The sequence below is a fragment of the Streptomyces sp. SGAir0957 genome (genome assembly GCF_043523415.1).
Map to the genome: position 1 here is coordinate 4,544,591 of NZ_CP027293.1, position 23,165 is coordinate 4,567,755.

The following is a 23,165-nucleotide window of genomic DNA, read 5'->3' on the forward strand; positions in this document are numbered from 1 at the left end:
GCCCCCTCTGTCCCGCCTCCTTCGTGGCAGCATGTAGAGCCCTTGGGTTGTCCACAGCGTGTGGAGGCGGCGATGCGGTGGTTGGTGGGGTGGAGCAGTACCACCGCGGGGCCCCTTGCCTTCGAGTCCGCGGGAGCCTACGGAGCGGACGGCGAAACGGTACATCCGGTCGGCTCGCACCTCCTGTGGGGCGACCCGGACCCGCTCTGGGCGGTCGGCGACTGGCGCCCCGACGAAGTACGCATGGTGAAGGTCGACGATCAGACACGCATCGCCGTCCTCGGCGTGTGCGGAGCCACCGACGAACAACTCCGCCTGGGTCTCCTCACGGCGCGCGGGGGCGCACTGCGCCACCTCACCAACTGGCCCGGCAGCTACACGGCCGTGGTCCAGGTGGGCCGCCGCGTCATGGTCATCGGCGACGTGGCGGGCGCACGGCCGGTCTTCTACACGCCCTGGGCCGGCGGCACGGCCTACGCGACCGCCGCCCTGCCCCTCGCCGACCTCATCGAGGCGCACCTGGACGTCGGCCACCTCGCCGCGCTGCTCGCCACCCCCGACGTCCCCGAGGCGCTCCAGGACTCCACACCGTACGAGGGCGTACGCCGCATCCCGCCCGGCCACGCGCTGATCCTGCGCGCGGGCGCCCGCGAGATCGCCGGCTACGAGGCGGTGGCGTCCCTGGCGGTGGGCGCGGCGCCGGTGGACCCGGACACGGCCGTGGCGGGCGTACGGGACGCCCTCGTGGACGCGGTACGGGCCCGGCTCGCCGCACCCCGCCACGTACCCGGCACCGACCTCGACCCTGGCCCCGTACCGGGCATGGGCCCGGCCGAACGCCGGGCCGCGCGCGGGATGCCCGTACCCGGCATCGGAGCGGACCTCTCGGGCGGCCCGGCGTCCGGCACGCTGGCGCTCCTTGCGGCGGGCCTGCCCGGGATGCCCGGCACGGTCCTGGGCCACGGCACCGGAGCAGGCGAACGCCTCCTCGCCGTCACCTTCAACGACATCTCCTCCACGACGGCCACGCGCGAGGCAGAGCTGGAACGGGCGGGAGCGATCGCGGCCAACCCCCGCCTGCACCACGTGGTGGTGGCGGCGGGCGAGGAGGCGCTCCCCTACGCCGACCTGGACGGCCCGCTCACGGACGAACCGAGCGCCGTCCTCGTCACGGCGGCCCGGCACCGCGCACGCCTCGCCTCCGGCAGCGCTGACCACTTCACCGGGTACGGGGCGCGCCAGGTCCTCGACGCGCACCCCGCCCGCCTCACCGACCTCCTCATGGACCGTCGCCGCCGCCACATGGTCCGCCCCATGGCTGCGCTCACCAAGGCGGACGGCGGCTCGCTCGCGGTGCCCGCGCGCGTGTACGGCGCGGCCCGCAAACTGGCCCGTACGCCCTACAAGGCGGGCCTCGCCCATCTCGCCGACCGCCTCATCCACCGCAGCTTCGACGAGCCCGGCGGCCCCGTCGGAGCGTCCCTCGCCGCGCTGAACTGGGCCAGGCCCGGCCCCGCCGCGCGCTGGCTGACCGGTGAGGCCCTCGCAGAAGTATCGGTTCGCCTGCAAGTGGGGACGACCCGGCCGGGCACCGGCCACGCCCAGCGCCCCGGCGAGTTCCGGGCCCGCGCCGCCCTGGCCCGCCACGCCGCGGACCTCCGCATCCTCGAACAGGCCGCGGAGATCCGCTTCCAGCGGCTGCACGCGCCGTTCCTCGACAACCAGGTGGTCCGCGCCTGCCGCGTGCTTCCCGAAGCGCTCCGTGTGCAGCCGGGCGCCCGCGCGTCGATCCTGCGGACGGTGCTGGAAGGCGCGGGCGTCGCGGACCTGCCGCCGGGCTGGGGCGCGCCCTCCCACGCGTCCTCGGCGGCGGCTGCCCGGACAGGGCTACGGGTCTCGGCCGACCGCCTCATCGCCCTCTTCGACACGCCGCTCCTTGCCCAGACGGGGCTGATCGAAGCCCGCACGGTCCGCAAGGCGCTCCGCGCGGCCGCGGACGGCGAACCCCTGCCCCTGGACGGCCTCGCCGACCTCGTCGCCCTCGAACTGTGGCTACGGCGCCTGCTCGCGCGGCGCGGCACATGCTGGACCGGCACGCCAGCGCGGGCCCGCGCGGTCCCTACGGGGAGCGTGGTGCCGGACCGGGCACTCGGAGCGGGTCCGCTCCGCTAGGTTTCTCGGGATTTTGTGCGGGCCTGCTTCTGCGGCTGAGCTCCGCTGGGGTTGCCGGAATTCCCGTACGGGCCTGTCCACATCGGCGCCCAGCGCGACGCAAGGCGGGCTGCACCCGTGCGCGGCCCTGATTACCCGGTTCCCCGGCGCTGGGGTGCCGCCTTGCCCACCCTGCCGCCCATGGCGGCAGATTGCCCAAGGCGGGGCGGGGCGGGGTGGGCTTTAGTCGGTGACCGGACGGGGCACCGGGGTGCACTCGCGTCTCGACGGGAGGGGACGTGTCGGGGTGCCCCCGCAGGACTCCGCGGGAATGCAGTCCAGGATGACGCGCCTATGGCGGACGGAGGGGGATGAGGCCTATCCGGCCGAGGAGGTACCCCGGCGCGGCCCCGCCCCACGACACGACGGGCGGCGCACCCCAGCGCCCTGCATGTTCGTAGCGCGGCCCCGCCCCACGACACAACAGGCGGCGCACCCCAGCGCCCTGGCGTGTTCGTAGCGCGGCCCCGCCCCACGACACGACAGGCGGCGCACCCCAGCGCCCTGGCGCGTCAGTGGCGCGGTCTCGTGGCCCACCCCCGGCCCACCCCAAAAGCAGGCGCACCCACCGCCCCGAACCAGCGACAATGCCGAGGTGCAGTACTCCATCCTGGGGGCGACCCAGGCCCACGACGACGCGGGTGCGCCCATAGCCGTGGGCGGCCCCCGTCTCCGCGCCCTGCTCACATCGCTGGCCCTGCACACCCCCCGCACGGCCCCCACGGACGCCCTCATCGACGACGTCTGGGCCGACTCCCCGCCCGCCGACGCCCCGGCCGCCCTCCAGGCCCTCGTAGGCCGCCTGCGCCGAGCCCTGGGCAGGGACGCGATCACCTCGGAGACCGGCGGCTACCGCCTCGCGGCGACCCGCGCCGACATCGACCTGTACGTCTTCGAGGGTCTGGTCCGCGAGGGCACGGACGCTTTGGCCGCAGGCGACCCGACCTCGGCCGCCCGCATTCTGCGCGAGGCATTGGCCCTGTGGCGCGGCCCCGCCCTGGCCGACCTCCCGGACCACACGGCGGCCACCCGCCCGGAGGCCCACCGCTTGGAAGCGACCCGCGCGCGCGTGACCGCGGACCTCCGTCTGGGCCGCGCCGCGGACGTCGTACCGGAGTTGCGGGAACTGACCACGGCGCACCCGTACGACGAACCCCTGCACGTACTGCTGATCAGTGCCCTGAGGGACGCGGGCCGGAACGCGGACGCGCTGCGGGCGTACGAGGAGACCCGCCGCACGCTGGCGGAGGGTTTGGGCGCGGACCCGGGCCCTGAACTGAGGGCGCTGCACGCGGAGTTGCTGACGGAGAAGCGGCCCGCACCCCCGGCGGGACCGGCCCCCACCTCCCAGACCGGCAACCTCCGCCCCCGCCTGACCTCTTTCGTGGGCCGGGAACCCGAACTGGCCGCCATCCGTTCAGACCTACGAGCCGCACGCCTCGTCACCCTCACGGGCCCGGGCGGCTCCGGCAAGACCCGCCTGGCCGAGGAGAGCGCCGCCCCGCTCCCGAACGCCTGGCTGGTGGAGCTGGCCCCGCTCGACGACCCGAAGGCCGTCCCGGGCGCGGTCGTCAGCGCGCTGCGCCTGCGCGAGACGGTCCTGATGACGAGCGAGATGTCGTCGGGCCCGCAGGACGACCCGACGGCGCTCCTGATTGAGCACTGCGCGCACCGCAGCCTGCTCCTGCTGCTGGACAACTGTGAGCACGTGATCGACGCGGCGGCGCGGCTGGCGGAGACGCTCCTGACGCACTGCCCGAACGTGCGGATCCTGGCGACGAGCCGCGAACCTCTGGGCGTGCCGGGTGAGTCGGTGCGCCCGGTGGAGCCGCTGCCCCCGGACCCGGCGCACCGTCTGTTCACGGAGCGCGCGCGGGCGGTGAGCCCGGCCTTCGACCTGGACCGCGACAGGGCGGCGGTCGCGGAGATCTGCCGTCGCCTGGACGGGTTGCCGCTGGCCATCGAGCTTGCGGCGGCGCGGCTGCGGCTGCTCACGCCGCGCCAGATCGCGGACCGCCTGGACGACAGGTTCCGCCTGCTGACGAGCGGGAGCCGCACGGTCCTGCCGCGCCAGCAGACGTTGCGCGCGGTGGTGGACTGGTCGTGGGAGCTGCTGGAGGAGCGGGAGCGCGCGGCGCTGCGCGAGCTGTCGGTGTTCGCGGGCGGCTGGGACCTGGAGGCGGCGGAGGCGGTCTGCGGCGACGGGGGCACGGCCGCGGACACGATCGGCGCGCTGGTGGACAAGTCCTTGCTGGTGGCGACGGCACCGCAGGAGCAGAACAACCAGGCAAGGCATAACAGCCAGGCAAGCCAGAAGAACCAGGCAAGCCAGAAGAACCAGGCAAGCCAGAACAACCCGATCGGACAGAACCCCGCACCACCCCCCTCCGCCCCCACGACCATGCGCTACCGCATGCTGGAAACGATCCACGAGTACGCGTCGGAACGCGCCGCGGAAACCCCGGCCCTGCGCTCGGCGGCGCAACGCCGCCACCTCGCTCACGTACGCGACCTGGTCGCACAGGCGGCACCGAAGCTGCGCTCCGGCGAGCAGCTCCCGTGGATCGACCGCCTGGAGACGGAGCTGGACAACATCCGGGTGGCGCTGGCGCGCGCGACGAGCGACTCGGCCCTCCTGGACGAGGAGAGCGCGATCGCGGTGGCCCTGGACATGGGCTGGTTCTGGTGGCTGCGCAACTACCGCCACGAGGGCGGCGCGTGGGTCGAGGCGATCGAGCGGATCATGCCGGACCGCATGGCCGGGAACGACCAGAACAACCAGGACGACCAGAACAACCAGGACGACCAGAACAACCAGGACGACCAGAACAACCAGGACGACCCGATGTACTGGCCGCGGATGAACCTGCGGCTGCTAAGTCTCTTCCTGCTCGCCGAGTCACGCCCGCAGGAAGCGCTGACCACGGAGGAGGACGCGAGGTACGTCGAGCGGGTGCGGTCCGCGTTCGAGCCGCCGAACCCGCACGGCGCCCGATTCCCCGGCCTCATCTGGCCGTTCTCGCTGTTCCTCATGGGCAGCGGCAAATGGCCGGACGTGCGCGGCGCACTGGACGCGGCGGTCGAGAACTGCCGCCGCTTCGGCGGTGACTGGGAGCTGGGCGTGACGCTGATGTTCCGTACGCACGCCGCCGTCGACATGCCGGGCAACATGGAGGGGGTCGACGCCGACCTGCTGGAGCTGCGCGACATCAGCCGCAGGGTGGGCGACCGCTGGATGCGCGCGCAGGTCTGCAGCGCGGCGGGGGAGGCCGCGATCGGGCGTGGCCGCCTGGCGGAGGCGAAGGACGAGTTCGAGGAGGCGCTGCGCCTCGCCTATGAGGTGGGGGCGTACGCGGAGACACCGTTCCTGAGGGCACGGCTGGCGGAGATCGCGTACCGCGAGGGCGACCGGGACACGGCGGAGAAGGCGCTCGACGTGGCGAGCGAGGAGGCGGAGCAGCACGGCACGGTGGACACGACGGCGTTCGTCGCGCTGCTGCGGGCGCAGCTCGCGCTGGCGGACGGGGAGGTGGCCCGCGCGCGGGAGCTGTGCGAGCGGGCCCGCGCGGCGACGCTGGCGGGCACACCGCCGCCCCAGTTCGCGGCGGCCCTCGGCCTGGCCGACACCCGCGTCACGGCGGCGGAGAAGGGCCCGGAGGCGGGCCTGAGACTGCTCGGGGACGTGTTGCGGGAGGCGGCGCTAGAACGCTGTTCGGAGATCGTGATCGCGGGCCTGGTCGATGTCGGCGCGGAGCTGTTGGCCCGCGGCGGCGAGGTGGCGGGCGCGGTCCGCCTGTTCGCGGCGTCCGATGTGCTGCGCGGCGGCGCACCGCGTCCGATGCCGGAGCGGGGCGAACACGAGGCGCTGGCGGCGAGGGCCCGCGCGGAGCTGGGCGCGGAGCGCTACGCGGCGGAGGAGACGGCGGGCGCGGCGCTGACCCACGCCCAGATCCTGAGGGAACTGCCCCCACTCAAGCCAAGCTGACCCGCACATAGGCCAAGCTGACCCGCACACAGGCCAAGCTCACCCGTACTGGCCCAAACCCACCCACACTCACCCGCACCGGAACCGCGACTCCGCCCAGTCCGCCACCCCCACCGCCCCGAAGGGCTCGCGGGGCTCGGCGACCAGCCGGATCGTCTTGTGCCCGGTGAGATCGACATGCACGGGCACGGCCGCGTCCCGCCCCCGGACGACCGGTGAGGTCCAGGCCCGCACCCCGTCGACGTAGACGGAGAACCGGGCGGCGCCGAGCCCGAGCGTCATGTCGTCGACCCCGGCGTGGGCGTCGTACGCGGTGCACGCGCGGTTCAGGTCGATGGTGACGGAGGACCGGGCGTGCACGGAGACCCCGCCCCCGTACCGCTTGCCGCCGATCGACATGCCGTAGCGCTGCCACACCCAGCTGCTCTCGCCGAGCCGCATCTCGGGCGCGGTGCCGTCGCCTGTGATGCCGTACTTCAGCTCGTTCCACTGGTAGACGGCGGGCGGCGGTGCGGGCCGGGGCGTGGTCGGCGCGGGGGCCGGCACCTTGGAGGCGGGCGTCGACGGGGGCGGGGACGGATCCGGCGCGGCGGACGAGGACGGTGCCGAACGCTCGGGAGCCGGAGCGGGTGCCGCGGTGGACGGCGACGGCGACGAGGGCGGCGAGGAGGCGGGCGCCGAGGACGGTGGCGGCGTGGGTACCGGTTCGGACGCGGCCGACGGCTCCTCCGGGGGCACCTCGGACGGGACCGGCTGCGAGACCGGCGGCTTCTCCGCCTTCGCCTCCTCCTTGGCCTTCGGGTCCCCGGCGAGCGCGATGGCGACGGCGACAGCGATCCCGGCGGCCACGACACCCGCCGCGATCCCGGCCTTCGCGGGCGCCCCGAGCCCTTCGGCCGCGGCCCCGCCGGCCGCACCGCCGCCGGAGGAGCTCCCGCTGGCCGCGGCGGCGGCCCCGGCGCCCGCCGCGCCGGCGCCGCCCCCGCCGATGAGCGCGGCCACCTTCGCGTACCCGGCGGCGCCGAACCAGCCGATGACGGCGATCGGCACGACGCCCGGGATGCCGCTGGCGACTTCCTTGATCTGCCCGGCCGCGAGGCGGCACTTGGCGCACTCCTCCATGTGCTTGCGCAGGCCGCGCTCGGCGCGCGTACGGAGGCTGCCGCGCGCGTAGGCACCGAGCCGGTCGGCGTAGCGGGCGCACTCCTCGGACTCGATGAGGGTGGCCGAGACGTGCGCCTGGAGGTAGGCCTCCTTGAGCCCTTCGCGGGCGCGCTTGGCGAGGACGCGGGTGCCGTTGGCGTCGAGGCCGAAGAGGGTGGCGACCTCGCTGGGCGACTCGTCCTCGACCTCGGTGTGCCAGAGGACCGCCTGCCAGCGCTCGGGCAGCGAGCGGAAGGCCTGCATGGCCATGGATCGTTCGGCCTCGTGCATGGCGAGGACGTCGGCGCCGAGGTCGAGGGTGTCGTCGTCGGACACCTCGTTCGACCGGGCGGCCTGGGTGGCGAACACGGCGAAGTCGTCGACCAGTTGTTCCCGCCGGGCGGTCTTGGTCCAGTTCGCGGCGACGCGGCGCACGGTGGTGAGCAGATAGGCGCGGACCGCGTGTTCGGGTCCGCCGCCGCCGCGCACGGCGCCGAGCATGCGTGCGAACACCTCGGCCGTCAGGTCGTCGGCGGTGTGCGCGTCGCGGCAGCAGGTACGGGCGTAGCGGCGGACGGCGCCCGCGTGCCGGCGGTACAGCTCCTCGTACGCGCTGTCGTCGCCGGAGCGCATCCGGGAGATGAGATCGGCGTCGGCGGGCGGACCGCCGTCGCGCTGGGCCGGCACGGAGACGTCGGCCTCCTGAACCTCTGAGGTCTCTGAGGCCCCTTGGGCCTCACGGGCCTCACGGGCCTCACGGGCCTCACGGGCCTCACGGGCCTCACGGGCCTCAAAAGCCTCCCGCTGACCCGGGTCCTCTTCGCCCCGCCCGTCCACGCTCATCGCGCAAAGCCCCCGCCCGCACACTCCGACCCGAACATCGGGAAAGAGTGACACGCCGAAGGCCCGCGGGACCGGCCCGTGCACAGCAACCACTCATCCGTGGAGATGAGCCGTACCTGAGCACTACCGTTCACTCATACGGGGTATGCGCGCCCGGTTGGACCGGTGAGAACCGACGCACCGCGCCCGGCAGTTGACCGTGAGCGGCAACGAGACATCGCCCCGTCACCACCCACGGCCAGAACCCGCAAAACGGCCGAGACAGCCGCACGGCCGAGACAGCTCTATGGCCGAGACAGCTCCACGGCCGAGACAGCCCTACGGCCGAGACCGCAACCCTTCGAGAAGGATGTCGAGCAGTCGCGCCGACGCCGCCGCCTGCTGTGCCGCGTCCGGCAGCGAGGGCGCCGCCGTGGCGATCACCAGCAGAACGTCCGACACCGTCACGTCGGGGCGCAGCTCACCGGCCGCACGGGCGCGGTCCACGAGCCGCCCGACGACCTCGAGGAGTGCCGCGGCCCCGGTGTCGTCCGCACCGACACCCGCACCGACACCCGCACCGACACCCGCGTCGAGCACGCTCGACCGCTGCTCGACGAGGCGCAGTTCGGGCGCCCCGCTCCGCTGCTCGGGAACGCGTGTCTCGTCCCGTACGCCCTCGGACCGCTCGTCGGCGACGCCCACCCGCAGCACCTGCGGAGGGAGCAGCCGGCCCGCGCCCGAGGCGACCGAGGTCCGCAGGAAGCGCGAGAGCGCCGACCACGGTTCGTCCTCCTGACCGAGCGCGGTACGCGCCTGGTCCGTCAGCCGGGACGTCTCCTCCTCGGCTATGCGTCGCACCAGTACGTCCTTGCTGGGGAAGCGCCGGTAGACCGTGCCCACACCGACGCGGGCGCGGCGCGCCACGTCCTCCATGGGCGCCCCGTACCCCAGCTCGCCGAAGACCTCACGGGCCGCGCGCAGTACGTGCTCAAGGTTGCGCTGCGCGTCCACCCGCAGCGACGTGGAGCGCGGACCGTCGCCCGTCCCCCGCCCGCTCGCGCCACCCGAGACGCCCGTGGGCGCGACGGCGGACGCTGAGGACCATTGCGTTTCCTGAATGTGCATATGTGTTCCCCCGGTAATGACGTCTCCCCCCGGAGACACTCCCCGTCATTGTCAGCCGGAACGTGGGGAACAGAACAGCCGTTTCCGGGCCGCCCCTGCGGCCCGACGGCGCATCCCCCCGACACCCCGACAGCACACGAACATAGTTGAGCGGGGGTCAATTCAGAAGGGTTAGGTTCCGCACGGAGCGTCCCTCGAACGGGGTACGCGGTGATTCCGCCCCTAATGCCCCTTGGGCGTTTCCTCCCGTCCCATGCGCTGACCTGCGCATCTTCCGAACTCCCGGGCGACACGCCCGAACGGGGCGCGCACCCGCGCCCTGTCACACAAATTGCCGGGGCTGTGGACAAACTCCTGAGGGCGGTGCGTCATGGGAGGGTGAGGGAACCTGCGCGCATTCTCGTTGTCGGCGGCGGTTACGTCGGGATGTACACCGCCCTTCGCCTCCAGAAGAAGCTCAAGGCGGAGCTCAGAAGCGGCGCCGTGGAGATCGTCGTCATCACGCCCGACCCGTACATGACGTACCAGCCGTTCCTGCCCGAGGCCGCCGCCGGTTCCATCTCCCCGCGCCACGTCGTCGTGTCGCTGCGCAGCGTCCTCGAGCACTGCCATGTGATCGTCGGCGAGGTGCTCTCCGTCGACCACACCAAGCGCACGGCCGCCTACACCACGCTGGCCAGCAAGGACGAGGGCACGGGCGCGGCCACGCTCACCTACGACGAACTGGTCCTGGCCCCCGGCTCCGTCTCCCGTACGCTCCCGGTCCCCGGCCTCGCCGAGTACGGCATCGGCTTCAAGACGGTCGAGGAGGCCATCGGCCTGCGCAACCACGTCATCGAGCAGCTCGACATCGCCTCGTCCACGCGCGACCCGGCGGTCCGCGACGCGGCCCTCACCTTCGTCGTCGTCGGCGGCGGCTACGCGGGCGTGGAGGCGCTCGGCGAACTGGAGGACATGGCCCGGTACGCGGCGAAGCACTACCACAACGTCAAACCCGACGACCTGAAATGGATCCTCGTGGAGGCGTCCGACCGGATCCTGCCGGAGGTCGGCCCCGAAATGGGCCAGTACACGATCCGTGAACTGCGCGGCCGCAACGTCGACATCCGCCTGGGCACCCGTCTCGAATCCTGCGAGCACCGCACCGCCGTCCTCAGCGACGGCTCCCGCTTCCCCACCCGTACGGTCGTGTGGACGGCCGGCGTGAAACCGAGCCCGCTGCTCGCCGCCACCGACCTGCCGCTGACCGACCGGGGACGGCTGAAGTGCGCCGCGACCCTCGCCGTGGACGGCGCCCCGCACGCGTGGGGCGCGGGCGACGCGGCCGCCGTCCCCGACCTCAGCTCGGCCGAACCCGGCGCCGTGTGCGCGCCCAACGCCCAGCACGCGGTACGCCAGGCCAGGACGCTCGCCGACAATGTGGCGGCGTCCCTGAGCGGCCGGCCGCTCACCGACTACGAGCACGCGTACGCGGGATCCGTCGCCTCATTGGGGCTCCACAAAGGTGTCGCACACGTCTACGGACGCAAGCTGAAGGGCTACCCTGCCTGGTTCATGCACCGCGTCTACCACCTCAGCAGGGTGCCCACCGTCAACCGGAAGGCCCGCGTCCTGACCGAATGGACCCTCACGGCGCTGTTCAAGCGGGAGATCGTCTCCCTCGGCTCGCTGGAGCGGCCGCGCGCCGAGTTCGAACTCGCGGCCGGAACCATCCCCCCTGAGGACCCTGCCCCACCGTCGAACGGAAGCCCGAAGAACACTCCTTGACCCCGTCCGGTCGTCATCCCTGTCCCCCCACGGCACACCGGCGACGACGACCGACGCCCGCACCCACGCTCGGATCCGCCCACCGAGGACCTGACCGGTGTTCGAACGCCGTAGCCAGTGTCCCGGCCGGGGGACACACCAACTCCCGCCGTCGGACCGCCATCTGACGTTTGTCAGTACGGTCGGCCAGACTGGTCCACGAACCCAGGCGGGCGCCGCCGCCCGCCCTCGACCCCACGAGGCTTGCCCCACAGTGAACTTCACGCGCTGGAGCGCCCGGCTCCCCGGAACGCAGCGCCGCGCCGCAGCGCGGGCCGAACACGGCCTGACCCCGCGAGGCGAGAGCGGCGTGCCCGCGGCCCGCGCCGAGCACCTGCCGGACGACCCCGGTCAGGACGGCACGGGCGGCGGCGTGGACGAGCTGCCCGTCCGCGCCGTCCTCGACCGCATCCCCGGCCTGGTCGCCCTGGTGCACGGCCCCGACCACCGCATCGCCTACGTCAACGACGCGTACGTGGCCGCCTTCGGCGACCGCCCCGCCGGCGAACCCGCCCGCGACGCCCTGCCCGAACTCGACGAGCTGAGCCTGCTGCCCCTGCTCGACCAGGTGCTGCGCAGCGCCAAGCCCCGCACGGTCAAGTCCCGCAGAACCGCCGCGGGCCGCTCGTACACCGTCACCTGCACCCCGCTGGACACCGCCGAGGGGCCGGGCGTCCTGGTCTTCGCCGCCGACGTCACCGACCACGCGGAGGCGGCCGAGCGGCTGCGCACCAGCGAGCGCGAGCAGCGCCGCACCGCCGTCACCCTCCAGCGCTCCCTGCTCCCACAGGAGCTGGAGGAACCCGACGACCTGCGCATCGCCGCCACCTACCAGCCCGGCGGCACCGAGGCCGCGGTCGGCGGCGACTGGTACGACGTCATCACCCTCGGCGGCGGCCGCACGGCCCTCGTCATCGGCGACGTGATGGGCCGGGGCGTGCGCGCCGCGGCCGTCATGGGCCAGCTCCGCACCGCCGTACGCGCCTACGCGCGCCTCGACCTGCCTCCGCACGAGGTACTGCAACTGCTCGACGGGCTCGCCATCGAGATCGACCCGCAGCAGATCGCCACCTGCGTCTACGCCGTCCACGACCCGAACGAGGGCCGCCTCGTCTACGCGTCCGCCGGGCACCTGCCCATCCTCGTACGCGACGAGAACGGAACGATCCACCGCGCCGAGGAACCCACGGGGCCACCGCTCGGCACGGGCGGCTGGCTGCACACCTCGGGCTCCGTACCGCTCGGCCCCGGCTCGACCGCCGTCCTGTACACCGACGGCCTGGTGGAGCGCAGGGACGAGGACATCGACGAGGGGATCGCGTCGCTCGAGAACGCCCTGTCGGGGGCGACCGGCACGCCCCAGGTGATCTGCGACCGCCTGATCCGTGCGGCGGGCGTCACCGCCGACCACGACGACGACGTCGCCGTCCTGGTCCTCCAGCACCCGGCGCGCAAGGGCGCCGACGGCGAGCGCTTCCGCAACGCCGCCCTGGAACTGCTCGGCGGCGTCGAGGCCGCGCCCCGCGCCCGCGCCTTCGCCTCCGGCGTCCTGACCAGCTGGCGCTTCCCCACCGACCTGCACGACCTGGGCGTCCTGGCCGCCAGCGAACTCGTCGCGAACTCCCTGCAGCACGGAACCCCGCCGATGCGCCTGCGCCTGCGGCGCACCGACCGCCGTCTGATCATCGAGGTGACCGACGGGGACGACCACCTCCCGCGCCGCCGCCGCGCCGAGCCCGCCGACGAGACGGGCCGCGGTATCGCCATCGTCGCCACGATCGCCTCGAACTGGGGCGCCCGCCGGACGCCGGGCGGCGGCAAGGCGGTGTGGTGCGAGTTCGTCCTGCCGAACGGTTCGGCTCAGGAATGAGCGCGGCCCGGACCCGCCCCCGATGTACGGGGGACGGGTCCGGGCCGTCCGGTGTCACGCCTCCGCGGTGGCGGGCGCGGGCGAACCCTGCGCCACGACACGGCTCCCGGCCAGCGAGGGCTGGTCCTGCAGCGGCGTGAGCCGCTTCCCGAGCCGCAGGGCCAGAGCGGTGATGCCGAGCGAGAACAGCAGGAACGTCACGATGTACGGCCCGTGCAGCGACGCCCCCATCGGCCCGCCCACCGCCGGACCGACAGCGAGCGCGAGCTGCTTGACCAGCGCGAACGCCGAGTTGTACGAGCCGACCATCCCGGCCGGGGCGAGATCGGCGACCAGCGGCGCCACGGTCGGCGACAGCATCGCCTCACCGAGCCCGAACAGCGCGTACGTGGAGACGAACGCGGCGGTCGCCATGGCCTGGCTGCCGTGCCCGAGCCCCGCGTACCCGGCGGCGCCCCACGCGACGGCCCAGATGAGCCCCACGGCCGCGATCACCCGCGTGCGCTTGCGGCGCTCCACGAACTTCAGCACGGCGAACTGCGCGACGACGATCATCGCCGTGTTGGCGGCGAGCGCGATCCCGAGCGTCGACGCCGAGATACCGGCGGCCTCGACCCCGTAGGCGCTCAGGCCGGACTCGAACTGGCCGTAGCAGGCGAAGAACACCACGAACCCGAGCCCGCACAGCTGGACCATCGCCCGGTGCCCGAGCAGCGCCCGCAGGCCGCCCTTGGCCCCGTCCTTCGGTATGGACTCACCGAACGCCGGGGAGTGCGGCATCCGCACGCTCAGCACGATCGCGGCGAGCACCAGGAACATCACGGCCTCGATGCCGAAGAGCAGCAGGAAGCTGTCCGGCCGGCTCTCGTCGACGATCTGGCCGCCGATGAGGCCGCCTATGCCGAGCCCCAGGTTCTGCAGGAAGAACTGCATGGCGAACGAGCGCGTCCGCGTCTCCGGCGCCGAGCACCACACGATCATCGTCGCGAGCGCGGGCTGCAGCACGGCCGTCCCGGCACCGAGCACCGCGGCGGCTCCGATAGCGGCCGGCTCACTGCTCGCGAGCCCGAGCCCGATCGCGCCGACGGCCGCCACGACCGACGCCACGAGGAGGACGGGGAGCGGGCCGCGCCGGTCGATCGCGCGGCCGGTGAAGGGCAGGACGACGAGAGCGGCCATGGCGAAGGCGGCCAGCACGATGCCGGCCGCACCAGCACCAAGATCCCGGACCTCCGCCACATAGACATAGAGGAACGGAACCGTGAAGCCGATGCCGAACGCGCTCAGCGCGCTCCCCACCTGAACCCGGCGCATCGCAGCGCCCATCGCCCTGGTCACTTTCACCTGCCCTTTCGCAGTCAAGACTTCGAAGCTAAAGTTAGAAGCTAAACAATACACACAGAAGGACTTCAACGCCAACCACTTCTGTGCCACACTGCCGGGCATGGCCGACACCCCCGGCGGGCCCCCAGCCGAGCCGACGCTCGACGAGCAGATCGCCGCCTACCAGCGCGAGTTCCAGGACCTCGACCCGCAGGTCGAGGCGATCGTCTCGGCGCTCGGCAGACTCAACCGCCGGATGAACGTGGCGTACGGGCGCCAGACCGCCGAGATCGGCATCAGCAACACGGAGTGGGAGGTCCTCAAGGCCCTCGTCCTCTCCGGCTCCCCGTACCGGATGGGCCCCGGCGAGCTGGCGAGACGGCTCGGCCTGACACCCGCCGCGATGACCCACCGCATCGACCGCATGGTCCAGGAGGGGCTGGTCACCCGGGACCGCGACGAGAACAACCGCGTCCGCGTGATCGTGGAGCTCACTCCGCAGGGCCGCGAGAAGTGGCTGGCGGCGATGCGCCTCGCGTCCGTCTTCGAGGAGGACCTCCTTCAGGACCTGACGTCGGTGGAGCGCGGCCTGCTCGGAGAGGTCCTGATCCGCCTCCTGCGCCGGGTCGAGGAGGCCCAGCCGGACGCCGGCGGCCGCCTCACCGATCTCGACTGAGGGCCCGGACCGAGAGCTCAGCGCCCTTGCGGCGTGCGGGGGTTGACACTGCCCCGATCGATCCGTAAGGTTCTTCGGGTTGCCACGGAGCCGTAACGGTTCTGCGACAGCATCTCCCGCCGCTGAAGCGGCACCCACACATTCGCACGATCTCCCCCTGGGATTGTTTTCGGCGTGCCCGAATTCAATTCGCCTCGGCCCGATTAGGAACGAGAGCGGGAATCAGCTAATGTCTGGGACGTCGGAACGGCCCAACAGCCCGGACGGCAAACCCGGTTGACAGGGAATCAGGCCCGAAAGGATCTGATAGAGTCGACACCGCAGGAAGGCCGAAAGGCCGGGAAAGCGAAAAGCAACACCGAGCAAGACCCCGAGGAAATCGGATCGGAAAGATCTGATAGAGTCGGAAACGCAAGACAGCAAGACCGAAGGGAAGCGCCCGGAGGAAAGCCGCGAGAGAGTCTCTCGGGTGAGTACAAAGGAAGCGTCCGTTCCTTGAGAACTCAACAGCGTGCCAAAAGTCAACGCCAGATATGTTGATTACCCCGTCTCCGGCCGTCATCTGATGGTTGGGGCGAGGTTCCTTTGAAATAAACACAGCGAGGACGCTGTGACCGGACGGGACTATTCCTCCTGTCTGGTCCGCTCTCGTGGTGTCACCCCGATTACGGGGAAACATTCACGGAGAGTTTGATCCTGGCTCAGGACGAACGCTGGCGGCGTGCTTAACACATGCAAGTCGAACGATGAAGCCCTTCGGGGTGGATTAGTGGCGAACGGGTGAGTAACACGTGGGCAATCTGCCCTTCACTCTGGGACAAGCCCTGGAAACGGGGTCTAATACCGGATAACACTTCCGTCCTCCTGGACGGTGGTTAAAAGCTCCGGCGGTGAAGGATGAGCCCGCGGCCTATCAGCTTGTTGGTGAGGTAATGGCTCACCAAGGCGACGACGGGTAGCCGGCCTGAGAGGGCGACCGGCCACACTGGGACTGAGACACGGCCCAGACTCCTACGGGAGGCAGCAGTGGGGAATATTGCACAATGGGCGAAAGCCTGATGCAGCGACGCCGCGTGAGGGATGACGGCCTTCGGGTTGTAAACCTCTTTCAGCAGGGAAGAAGCGAAAGTGACGGTACCTGCAGAAGAAGCGCCGGCTAACTACGTGCCAGCAGCCGCGGTAATACGTAGGGCGCAAGCGTTGTCCGGAATTATTGGGCGTAAAGAGCTCGTAGGCGGCTTGTCACGTCGGTTGTGAAAGCCCGGGGCTTAACCCCGGGTCTGCAGTCGATACGGGCAGGCTAGAGTGTGGTAGGGGAGATCGGAATTCCTGGTGTAGCGGTGAAATGCGCAGATATCAGGAGGAACACCGGTGGCGAAGGCGGATCTCTGGGCCATTACTGACGCTGAGGAGCGAAAGCGTGGGGAGCGAACAGGATTAGATACCCTGGTAGTCCACGCCGTAAACGGTGGGAACTAGGTGTTGGCGACATTCCACGTCGTCGGTGCCGCAGCTAACGCATTAAGTTCCCCGCCTGGGGAGTACGGCCGCAAGGCTAAAACTCAAAGGAATTGACGGGGGCCCGCACAAGCAGCGGAGCATGTGGCTTAATTCGACGCAACGCGAAGAACCTTACCAAGGCTTGACATACACCGGAAAACCCTGGAGACAGGGTCCCCCTTGTGGTCGGTGTACAGGTGGTGCATGGCTGTCGTCAGCTCGTGTCGTGAGATGTTGGGTTAAGTCCCGCAACGAGCGCAACCCTTGTTCTGTGTTGCCAGCATGCCCTTCGGGGTGATGGGGACTCACAGGAGACCGCCGGGGTCAACTCGGAGGAAGGTGGGGACGACGTCAAGTCATCATGCCCCTTATGTCTTGGGCTGCACACGTGCTACAATGGCCGATACAATGAGCTGCGATACCGCAAGGTGGAGCGAATCTCAAAAAGTCGGTCTCAGTTCGGATTGGGGTCTGCAACTCGACCCCATGAAGTTGGAGTTGCTAGTAATCGCAGATCAGCATTGCTGCGGTGAATACGTTCCCGGGCCTTGTACACACCGCCCGTCACGTCACGAAAGTCGGTAACACCCGAAGCCGGTGGCCCAACCCCTTGTGGGAGGGAGCTGTCGAAGGTGGGACTGGCGATTGGGACGAAGTCGTAACAAGGTAGCCGTACCGGAAGGTGCGGCTGGATCACCTCCTTTCTAAGGAGCACTTCTTACTCGGACTTGTCCGGGTCAGAGGCCAGTACATCGGCGCACGTTCGATGCTGGTTGCTCATGGGTGGAACGTTGACTATTCGGCACACTTGATCGTCTTCTCCTTCCAGTACTGCTCTTCGGAGCGTGGAACGTTGAGGGAAGCGGCGAGGGTGTCGGGCACGCTGTTGGGTATCTGAGGGTACGGACTTGTTTCCGACCTCAATGCCGGCCCCGGTGAAGATCCGCGTGAGCGGGTTGTGACGGGTGGTTGGTCGTTGTTTGAGAACTGCACAGTGGATGCGAGCATCTGTGGCCAAGTTTTTAAGGGCGCACGGTGGATGCCTTGGCACCAGGAACCGATGAAGGACGTGGGAGGCCACGATAGTCCCCGGGGAGTCGTCAACCAGGCTTTGATCCGGGGGTTTCCGAATGGGGAAACCCGGCAGTCGTCATGGGCTGTCACCCGCTGCTGAACACATAGGCAGTGTGGAGGGAACGCGGGGAAGTGAAACATCTCAGTACCCGCAGGAAGAGAAAACAACCGTGATTCCGGGAGTAGTGGCGAGCGAAACTGGATGAGGCCAAACCGTATACGTGTGAGACCCGGCAGGGGTTGCGTATGCGGGGTTGTGGGATCTCTCTTTCACAGTCTGCCGGCTGTGAGACGAGTCAGAAACCGTTGATGTAGGCGAAGGACATGCGAAAGGTCCGGCGTAGAGGGTAAGACCCCCGTAGTCGAAACGTCAGCGGCTCGTTTGAGAGACACCCAAGTAGCACGGGGCCCGAGAAATCCCGTGTGAATCTGGCGGGACCACCCGTTAAGCCTAAATATTCCCTGGTGACCGATAGCGGATAGTACCGTGAGGGAATGGTGAAAAGTACCGCGGGAGCGGAGTGAAATAGTACCTGAAACCGTGTGCCTACAAGCCGTGGGAGCGTCGCTGTATGTGCTTGCACATGCAGTCGTGACTGCGTGCCTTTTGAAGAATGAGCCTGCGAGTTTGCGGTGTGTTGCGAGGTTAACCCGTGTGGGGAAGCCGTAGCGAAAGCGAGTCCGAATAGGGCGATTTAGTAGCGCGCTCAAGACCCGAAGCGGAGTGATCTAGCCATGGGCAGGTTGAAGCGGAGGTAAGACTTCGTGGAGGACCGAACCCACCAGGGTTGAAAACCTGGGGGATGACCTGTGGTTAGGGGTGAAAGGCCAATCAAACTCCGTGATAGCTGGTTCTCCCCGAAATGCATTTAGGTGCAGCGTCGTGTGTTTCTTGCCGGAGGTAGAGCACTGGATAGGCGATGGGCCCTACCGGGTTACTGACCTTAGCCAAACTCCGAATGCCGGTAAGTGAGAGCGCGGCAGTGAGACTGTGGGGGATAAGCTCCATGGTCGAGAGGGAAACAGCCCAGAGCATCGACTAAGGCCCCTAAGCGTACGCTAAGTGGGAAAGGATGTGGAGTCGCACAGACAACCAGGAGGTTGGCTTAGAAGCAGCCACCCTTGAAAGAGTGCGTAATAGCTCACTGGTCTAGTGATTCCGCGCCGACAATGTAGCGGGGCTCAAGCGTACCGCCGAAGTCGTGTCATTGCAGCAATACGCCCAACGGCGGCTGTGATGGGTAGGGGAGCGTCGTGTGCCGGGTGAAGCCGCAGCGGAAGCTAGTGGTGGACGGTTCACGAGTGAGAATGCAGGCATGAGTAGCGATACACACGTGAGAAACGTGTGCGCCGATTGACTAAGGGTTCCTGGGTCAAGCTGATCTGCCCAGGGTAAGTCGGGACCTAAGGCGAGGCCGACAGGCGTAGTCGATGGATAACCGGTTGATATTCCGGTACCCGCTGTGAAGCGTCAAACATCGAATCCAGTGATGCTAAGGCCGTGAAGCCGTTCCGGACCCTTCGGGGAATGGAAAGTGGTGGAGCCGCCGGTCCAATCTGGTAGTAGGTGAGTGATGGGGTGACGCAGGAAGGTAGTCCAGCCCGGGCGGTGGTTGTCCCGGGGTAAGGGTGTAGGCCGTGCGGTAGGTAAATCCGTCGCACATTAAGGCTGAGACCTGATGCCGAGCCGATTGTGGTGAAGTGGATGATCCTATGCTGTCGAGAAAAGCCTCTAGCGAGTTTCATGGCGGCCCGTACCCTAAACCGACTCAGGTGGTCAGGTAGAGAATACCGAGGCGTTCGGGTGAACTATGGTTAAGGAACTCGGCAAAATGCCCCCGTAACTTCGGGAGAAGGGGGGCCATCACTGGTGATCCGATTTACTCGGTGAGCTGGGGGTGGCCGCAGAGACCAGCGAGAAGCGACTGTTTACTAAAAACACAGGTCCGTGCGAAGCCGTAAGGCGATGTATACGGACTGACGCCTGCCCGGTGCTGGAACGTTAAGGGGACCGGTTAGTGCACTTTCGGGTGTGCGAAGCTGAGAACTTAAGCGCCAGTAAACGGCGGTGGTAACTATAACCATCCTAAGGTAGCGAAATTCCTTGTCGGGTAAGTTCCGACCTGCACGAATGGCGTAACGACTTCTCGACTGTCTCAACCATAGGCCCGGTGAAATTGCACTACGAGTAAAGATGCTCGTTTCGCGCAGCAGGACGGAAAGACCCCGGGACCTTTACTACAGTTTGATATTGGTGTTCGGTTCGGCTTGTGTAGGATAGGTGGGAGACTGTGAACTCTGGACGCCAGTTCAGGGGGAGTCGTCGTTGAAATACCACTCTGGTCGTGCTGGATGTCTAACCTGGGTCCGTGATCCGGATCAGGGACAGTGTCTGATGGGTAGTTTAACTGGGGCGGTTGCCTCCTAAAGAGTAACGGAGGCGCCCAAAGGTTCCCTCAGCCTGGTTGGTAATCAGGTGTTGAGTGTAAGTGCACAAGGGAGCTTGACTGTGAGACCGACGGGTCGAGCAGGGACGAAAGTCGGGACTAGTGATCCGGCGGTGGCTTGTGGAAGCGCCGTCGCTCAACGGATAAAAGGTACCCCGGGGATAACAGGCTGATCTTCCCCAAGAGTCCATATCGACGGGATGGTTTGGCACCTCGATGTCGGCTCGTCGCATCCTGGGGCTGGAGTCGGTCCCAAGGGTTGGGCTGTTCGCCCATTAAAGCGGTACGCGAGCTGGGTTTAGAACGTCGTGAGACAGTTCGGTCCCTATCCGCTGTGCGCGTAGGAGTCTTGAGAAGGGCTGTCCCTAGTACGAGAGGACCGGGACGGACGAACCTCTGGTGTGCCAGTTGTCCTGCCAAGGGCATGGCTGGTTGGCTACGTTCGGAAAGGATAACCGCTGAAAGCATCTAAGCGGGAAGCCTGCTTCGAGATGAGGACTCCCACCCCCTTTGAGGGGTTAAGGCTCCCAGTAGACGACTGGGTTGATAGGCCAGATCTGGAAGCCCGGTAACGGGTGGAGGTGACTGGTACTAATAGGCCGAGGGCTTGTCCTCAGTTGCTCGCGTCCACTGTGTTGGTTCTGAAACCACGAACAACCGTTTGTAGCCATGGTCACGGCTCCGGTTGACAGTTTCATAGTGTTTCGGTGGTCATAGCGTGAGGGAAACGCCCGGTTACATTCCGAACCCGGAAGCTAAGCCTCACAGCGCCGATGGTACTGCAGGGGGGACCCTGTGGGAGAGTAGGACGCCGCCGAACTAATTGTAGAGAAAAGCCCCGTGCCAATGGCACGGGGCTTTTCTGCGTTTAGGGGCCACTTATAAGGTTCCGCGAACGGCCACCGGCTAGTTGTACGGGCGGGTTGCTCGGGCCGTGCGGAGGGCCTCGGCCCACCAGTTCAGTTGGTCGAGCATGAGCTTTGCCGCCTCGCCGGCGCCTTGCGGGGCGTGGGCCGGGCCGTTCTCGGCGAAGTGGTCGGGGGTGACGCGGTGGAAGCTGACGCCGTCGCGGATCGTCGTGGCGTGCAGTTCGGCGAAGACGAGACGCAGTTGCTCGACCGCGCGCAGGCCGCCGCCGACACCCCCGTAGGAGACGAAGCCGACCGGTTTGGCCTGCCATTCCGCGCGGTGCAGGTCGATGAAGTGCTTCAGCTGTGCCGGGAAGCTGTGGTTGTACTCGGGGGTGACGATCACGTAGGCGTCGGCGGCGTCCACGCGGGCGGCGAGTGCGGCCTGCTCGGGGGTGGGGGTGTGGCCCCAGGCAGGGTGGGTGTCGGGGAGGAGCTGTTCGGTCAGGTCGATGACGTCGAAGTCGGTGTCGGGGGCGTGTGTCCTGGCCTGCTGGGTGAACCAGGCGCCCACGGTCGGGGCCAGGCGGCCGTCCCGGGTGGATCCGATGACGATGGCCACGCGGAGCGGCTGGTCGGCGGCGGGAGTGGCTTCGGTGCGGGTCTCGCTCACGTTGATCTCCGTGGGTAGGTGCGGATGCCGGTCGGCAGAGGGTCAGTGGCTGGTGGTCTGGGGCTGCGGGCGCGGGGTCGTCGTGCGGGGAGCCGGTTCGGGGCGCGGTCGGCGGGACAGCAGCGTGTACGTCACTGCTGCCAGTGCGGTCATCAGGGCCGCCACCGTCCAGAGCGTCACCCGCCAGGCCGCCGTGAACTCCTCGGCGTGGCCGCCCGCGCCTGAGGTGACCTGTGCCGCCAGGGCCCCCGAGCCGGTGCGGGACTCGACCGAGGCGAGCAGCAGGGCGCCGAAGACGGTGAGCATGACGGCGCCGGTGCCGCCGCGGACCGTGTTGAGGAAGCCGGAGGCCATGCCGACCTCGGACGGGGCGACCATCGACATGGCCTGCGCGTCGATGATCCCGATGGACAGGCCCTGGCCCGCGCCGATGGTGAGGAGTGGGGCGGCGAGGGAGGTGGCGGTGATGCCGGGGTGGAGGGTGGTGAGCCAGGCGTTGCCCGCGGCGATCAGGAGCAGGGAGAGGACCAGGAGGTGGCGGGCCGGTATGCCGCGGTTGACCAGGCGGGCGCCCAGCGGAGGAAGGGCCAGGACCGGCACGGTCATGAGGAGGAGGGTCAGTCCTGCCGCGCGGGCCGTGGCGCCGTTGACGCCCTGGAGGTAGGTGGGCAGGAAGGTGAGGGCGCCGGTGGTGCCCGCGCCCAGGCCGAACGCGCCGACCGCCCAGCCGAGGAACGCCGGGTTGCGGGTGAGCCCCAGGTCGAGGATCGGGCGGCCGGTGCCTGTGCGGGCGAGGCGCTTCTCGATGCGTACGAAGGTGAGGAGGAGGGTGAGTGCGAGTGCGGCCGGGGCCAGGGTGGGCAGGGTCGTCCAGCCGGACTTCGAGCCCTGCGTGACGGCGAAGAGGGCCAGGGCCAGGCCGGTGATGAAGGTCGCCGCGCCCGCCTTGTCCACGCGGGGGCGGGCTTCGGCCCGGGACTCGTTCATCAGGCGGGTGCCGGTGAGGACGACGGCGCCCGCGGCCACGTAGGACAGGAAGGTGGCGCGCCAGCCGAGCGCGTCGACGAGCCAGCCGGAGAAGGTCGGGCCGAAGGCGAGGCCGAGGCCCGCGGTGGTGCCGAGCGAGGCGAAGACGCGGGTGCGGGCGGAGCCGGTGAACGTCGCGGCGAGGAGGGAGCCGCCGCACGCCATGACGCCGGCGGCGCCGATGCCGGAGAGGACGCGGGCCGCGTCCAGGAGCAGGATGTGCTGGACGAACGCCGAGGCGAGGGTGCCGGCGGTGTAGAGGGCGGCGCCGAGGGTGAGGACGCGGCGGCGGCCGTAGAGGTCGCCGAGGGAGCCCGCCACCAGCATGAACGAGGACGCGGCGAGGAAGTAGCCGACGACGACCCATTGCAGGGACGCGGCGCTCGCGTCGAGGTCCGCGCCGATCCGGGGCAGCGCCACCGTCGTGCCGGACATGGCCATCGGCAGCGTGAGCATGCCGAGGAGGACGACGATCAGGGTGAGGGCGGGGCGGTGACCGCGGGGTGCGGGGGCCGCCGTGACCACGGGTTCGGTTGCCATGGCGGTAAAGTACAACCGCAGTTGTAATTAGTGCAACGGTCGTTGTACCTAGGTCCGGGGTCGCAGGCGACCGGGGCTCATTGCCTAGGGTGA

The 23,165-nt window shown here is 69.3% G+C and carries 10 protein-coding genes and 3 rRNA genes; 8 read left to right on the top strand and 5 right to left on the bottom strand.

All coding sequences use genetic code 11. From position 1 onward, the window contains the following. The first annotated feature begins 72 nt into the window (after nt 1-72). The gene (locus C1N81_RS25230; RefSeq protein ID WP_394432739.1) at nt 73-2,172 is read left to right on the top strand and encodes an asparagine synthase-related protein; all 2,100 of its coding nucleotides are present in this window, start codon (nt 73-75) and stop codon (nt 2,170-2,172) included. A 634-nt stretch (nt 2,173-2,806) separates the two neighbouring features. Next, the gene (locus tag C1N81_RS25235; RefSeq protein WP_394432741.1) at nt 2,807-6,196 is read left to right on the top strand and encodes a BTAD domain-containing putative transcriptional regulator; all 3,390 of its coding nucleotides are present in this window, start codon (nt 2,807-2,809) and stop codon (nt 6,194-6,196) included. Nucleotides 6,197-6,265: 69 nt separating this feature from the next. Here the strand turns inward: C1N81_RS25235 and C1N81_RS25240 are convergent, their stop codons facing one another. Both C1N81_RS25240 and C1N81_RS25245 read right to left on the bottom strand, forming a co-directional pair. Next, a complete protein-coding gene (locus tag C1N81_RS25240) occupies nt 6,266-8,182 on the bottom strand; it encodes a sigma-70 family RNA polymerase sigma factor (protein WP_394432742.1) in 1,917 nt (638 codons plus the stop codon). 318 nt (nt 8,183-8,500) lie between these two features. Beyond that, nucleotides 8,501-9,289, bottom strand: coding sequence for a TetR/AcrR family transcriptional regulator (locus tag C1N81_RS25245; RefSeq protein WP_394432744.1), 789 nt, complete (start codon nt 9,287-9,289; stop codon nt 8,501-8,503). Nucleotides 9,290-9,715: 426 nt separating this feature from the next. On the opposite strand from C1N81_RS25245, the gene C1N81_RS25250 reads away from it, so the two are divergent. Together C1N81_RS25250 and C1N81_RS25255 are read left to right on the top strand one after the other, a co-directional pair. Further along, nucleotides 9,716-11,056 carry an NAD(P)/FAD-dependent oxidoreductase gene (locus C1N81_RS25250; protein WP_394432746.1) on the top strand — a complete coding sequence of 447 codons (1,341 nt, stop codon included), beginning with the start codon at nt 9,716-9,718 and terminating at the stop codon, nt 11,054-11,056. Nucleotides 11,057-11,309: 253 nt separating this feature from the next. Further along, nucleotides 11,310-12,965 carry an ATP-binding SpoIIE family protein phosphatase gene (locus C1N81_RS25255; protein ID WP_394432748.1) on the top strand — a complete coding sequence of 552 codons (1,656 nt, stop codon included), beginning with the start codon at nt 11,310-11,312 and terminating at the stop codon, nt 12,963-12,965. 54 nt (nt 12,966-13,019) lie between these two features. Here the strand turns inward: C1N81_RS25255 and C1N81_RS25260 are convergent, their stop codons facing one another. Next, complete coding sequence (locus C1N81_RS25260; protein ID WP_394432750.1) at nt 13,020-14,291, bottom strand: MFS transporter; 1,272 nt, start codon at nt 14,289-14,291, stop codon at nt 13,020-13,022. Between the two features lie 118 nt (nt 14,292-14,409). Here C1N81_RS25260 and C1N81_RS25265 point away from each other — a divergent pair, with 118 nt between their 5' ends. The 4 genes from C1N81_RS25265 to rrf all read left to right on the top strand — a co-directional run bounded on the left by C1N81_RS25265 (nt 14,410) and on the right by rrf (nt 20,805). Continuing rightward, a complete protein-coding gene (locus C1N81_RS25265; RefSeq protein ID WP_394432752.1) occupies nt 14,410-14,964 on the top strand; it encodes a MarR family winged helix-turn-helix transcriptional regulator in 555 nt (184 codons plus the stop codon). A gap of 678 nt (nt 14,965-15,642) precedes the next feature. Continuing rightward, nucleotides 15,643-17,168, top strand: a 16S ribosomal RNA gene (locus C1N81_RS25270). A gap of 308 nt (nt 17,169-17,476) precedes the next feature. After that, nucleotides 17,477-20,600: ribosomal RNA gene (locus C1N81_RS25275) — 23S ribosomal RNA — on the top strand. Between the two features lie 88 nt (nt 20,601-20,688). Then, nucleotides 20,689-20,805 (top strand): 5S ribosomal RNA (rrf, locus tag C1N81_RS25280). Together the 16S, 23S and 5S rRNA genes form the textbook arrangement of a ribosomal RNA operon. A gap of 86 nt (nt 20,806-20,891) precedes the next feature. Here rrf and C1N81_RS25285 read toward each other — a convergent pair. Further along, nucleotides 20,892-21,506, bottom strand: a complete 615-nt coding sequence (locus tag C1N81_RS25285) for an NADPH-dependent FMN reductase (protein ID WP_394432754.1) — start codon at nt 21,504-21,506, stop codon at nt 20,892-20,894. A gap of 42 nt (nt 21,507-21,548) precedes the next feature. Beyond that, the gene (locus C1N81_RS25290; protein ID WP_394432756.1) at nt 21,549-23,072 is read right to left on the bottom strand and encodes an MFS transporter; all 1,524 of its coding nucleotides are present in this window, start codon (nt 23,070-23,072) and stop codon (nt 21,549-21,551) included. Nucleotides 23,073-23,165: the final 93 nt, after the last annotated feature.